The organism is Protofrankia sp. CiP1_Cm_nod1, assembly GCF_920888515.1.
GTDB lineage: Bacteria > Actinomycetota > Actinomycetes > Frankiales > Frankiaceae > Protofrankia.
Genome location: NZ_CAKKTM010000240.1, coordinates 1 through 2,431 on the forward strand (window position 1 = coordinate 1; position 2,431 = coordinate 2,431).

3 protein-coding genes are annotated in these 2,431 nt (G+C 71.9%); 2 read left to right on the plus strand and 1 reads right to left on the minus strand.

Going from position 1 to position 2,431, the window contains the following annotated elements; genetic code table 11:
- Window positions 1-61 precede the first annotated feature (61 nt).
- A complete protein-coding gene (locus NBX02_RS11020) occupies window positions 62-1,054 on the minus strand; it encodes a tyrosine-type recombinase/integrase (protein WP_250285376.1) in 993 nt (330 codons plus the stop codon).
- 337 nt (window positions 1,055-1,391) lie between these two features.
- Here NBX02_RS11020 and NBX02_RS11025 point away from each other — a divergent pair, with 337 nt between their 5' ends.
- On the plus strand, window positions 1,392-1,613 hold the full coding sequence (locus tag NBX02_RS11025; RefSeq protein WP_250285377.1) for an AbrB/MazE/SpoVT family DNA-binding domain-containing protein: 222 nt from the start codon (window positions 1,392-1,394) through the stop codon (window positions 1,611-1,613).
- Window positions 1,610-2,320 carry a Fic family protein gene (locus tag NBX02_RS11030; RefSeq protein ID WP_250285378.1) on the plus strand — a complete coding sequence of 237 codons (711 nt, stop codon included), beginning with the start codon at window positions 1,610-1,612 and terminating at the stop codon, window positions 2,318-2,320. Before NBX02_RS11025 ends, NBX02_RS11030 begins: the two co-directional genes overlap by 4 nt.
- The last annotated feature ends 111 nt before the right edge of the window (window positions 2,321-2,431 follow it).

Genomic DNA, 2,431 nt, shown 5'->3' on the forward strand with positions numbered 1-2,431 from the left:
GCCCGAGGGGCCCGCGGGCCAGCCCCGGCGGTAACGGCCCGGACGCCGCGGCCGCCGCCCGCTACAGGCCGACCCGGCCCGAGGGGTTGTCGCGGTCGAACAGGCGGCCGGCGCGTACATAGCTGTCCAGGGATGCCGACGACCGCCAGCGCCCCTGCCGCATGATCGCCCGGTCGGGCACGCCGGCGCGGGCGGCGGCCGTGGCGAACCCGGACCGCAGGGAATGCCCGCCGAAGTCCTCCGGGGACAGGCCCGCCGCGGCGGCCCGGCGCTGGACGATGCGGGCGACCGAGCCCGGGTGCAGCCGGCCCGCGCCCACCCCGCCGTGGCGGCTGACCGAGCGGAAGGCGGGCCCGTCGGTCAGGCCCGCGGCCTGCCGCCAGGCGATCCAGGAGCGGACCGGGCAGGTCGGCCGGTAGGAGCCGAAGGTGAGGCCGACCAGCGCCCCGGCCCGCTCCTGGTCGGTCTTGGACCTGCGGATGGTCAGCACGACCCCGTCCGGTGTCTCGGCGATGTCGGCGACGTCCAGCGCGACGAGCTCGCCGCGGCGCAGGCAGCCGGCGAAACCGACCAGCAGCAGCGCCCGGTCGCGCAGGTCGGCGGGCCGGGAGTCGTCCAGCTCGGCGAGCACCCGGGTGAGCAGGCCGGTCTCCAGCGCGTTCTTGCGCGTCACCGCGGTGCCGTGGACGCGGCGGATGCCGTCCCAGACGGTCGCGACCTCGGGGGAGGCGGCCGGGTTGGGATGGCGGCCGAGCTGGTGGGCCACGGAGATGGCGGCCAGCCGGCGGCGGATGGTGGCCGGTCTGTAGCCGGCGTCGGCCAGCGCCGTCAGGTAGCCGGCCACGGTCGCCGGCAGCGCCGGCAGCGCCACCAGGTGCGGGGAGCGTTCGGCGCACCAGGCGGCGAAGTGCCGCAGGTCCGTGTCGTAGGCGCGCCACGTCGAGTCGGCCCTGGCCGCCCGGGCATAGTCGGCCACCCGCTCGACCAGGTCGGACGACAGCAGCGTGCCATCGTCATCCCGGCGAATCGCAACTTCCGCACCGTCGCCGCCCACTCCCCGGCCCTCCTCTTCCCCATCCCGCTGACGCCCGAGAAGTAAAGCTTATCGCGCGTCAGGATGTCTATAGTTTCGTATCCAAAGTTTCGTAACTATACGAAACATAAAACAAAACGATACTGAACGGAGGTGGGCCTGCCGGCGGAGCCGCACAGCCGTCCCGGACCAGGCACGGTGACCCCTGACGGCCCCGCCGCCAGGGGATGCGTAGGTGGTTTCCGCTGTGCCGATGACGGTTTCCACCTACGGCCGTCGAGGACAGCGGAACGCTCAGTCGACAGGTGCCGGGCCGGCCGGGCTTCGGCCGCCATCGCCACAGAGGGTTCGTACTGAGATGTACCCTGTTCGTATGCGCAAGAAGGTCGTCACGATCGGGAACTCGGCGGGCATCACGATCAGCCCGGCCGAGTTGCACGCTCTGGGCATCGGTCCCGGAGACACGGTCGAGGTGACCGTCCGGGCCGGCGTACTCGAGGTCCGCGCCGTGAGCCGGTACGAGGACGCGTCGCTGCCCGAGCTGATGGCTGTGATCAACGCGGCCCGGACCCGGTCGTGACCTGGACCCGGCAGGAGTTCCTGGCCGAGGTCGCCCGCGCCGAGGTCCTGTCGCCGGAGTACGCCGAGGACGTGCTGGTGCGCCTGGCGCACCACTCCGCGGCGATCGAGGGCAACACCCTCACCCTGGCCGACACCATCACCCTGCTGGTCGACGAACGTGTGCCCGTGGCCGGCACGCCGGTGCGCGAGCTGTACGAGGCCGCCAACCACTACCAGGCGCTCGCCCGGATCCTGCGGGCCGTCGCCGACGACGAACCGCTGACCACCGGCCTTGTCCTGGACCTGCACGCCGCGCTGATGGACCATCTGGCTCACGACCACGGCCGGTACAAGACCTCCAGCAACATTGTCACCGGGGCGTCCTGGCGGCCCGCGCCACCCTCACGCGTCCGAGAGCTCACGCTCCAGTGGGCCGACCAGGCCGAGTGGCAGACCGTCAACCTCGACAACGAGGCCCTGCTGGAGGCGATCGCCGGTGCGCACATCGCATTCGAACGCATCCACCCGTTCTCCGACGGCAACGGCCGCGTCGGCCGCGCGATCATCGCCTACCAGACCATCCGCAGGTTCGGGTTCCCCGCCATCGTCCAGGTCACCCAGCGGCCCGCGTACATCGCCATGCTCGACACCCAGGACACGCCCGCCCTGACCCGCCTGCTGGCGGTCTCACTCGCCGACGAGGCGAACCGCCGCGCCGCGACGTAGCCGCTCACGGCCGGCGCCACTGGCCACGCTCGTAACTGATCACAAAAGTCTGGCTGGAGCCAATAGGTGCTTTCCGCTGTGTGGGCGACGTTTTCCACCTACGGCTGCCCC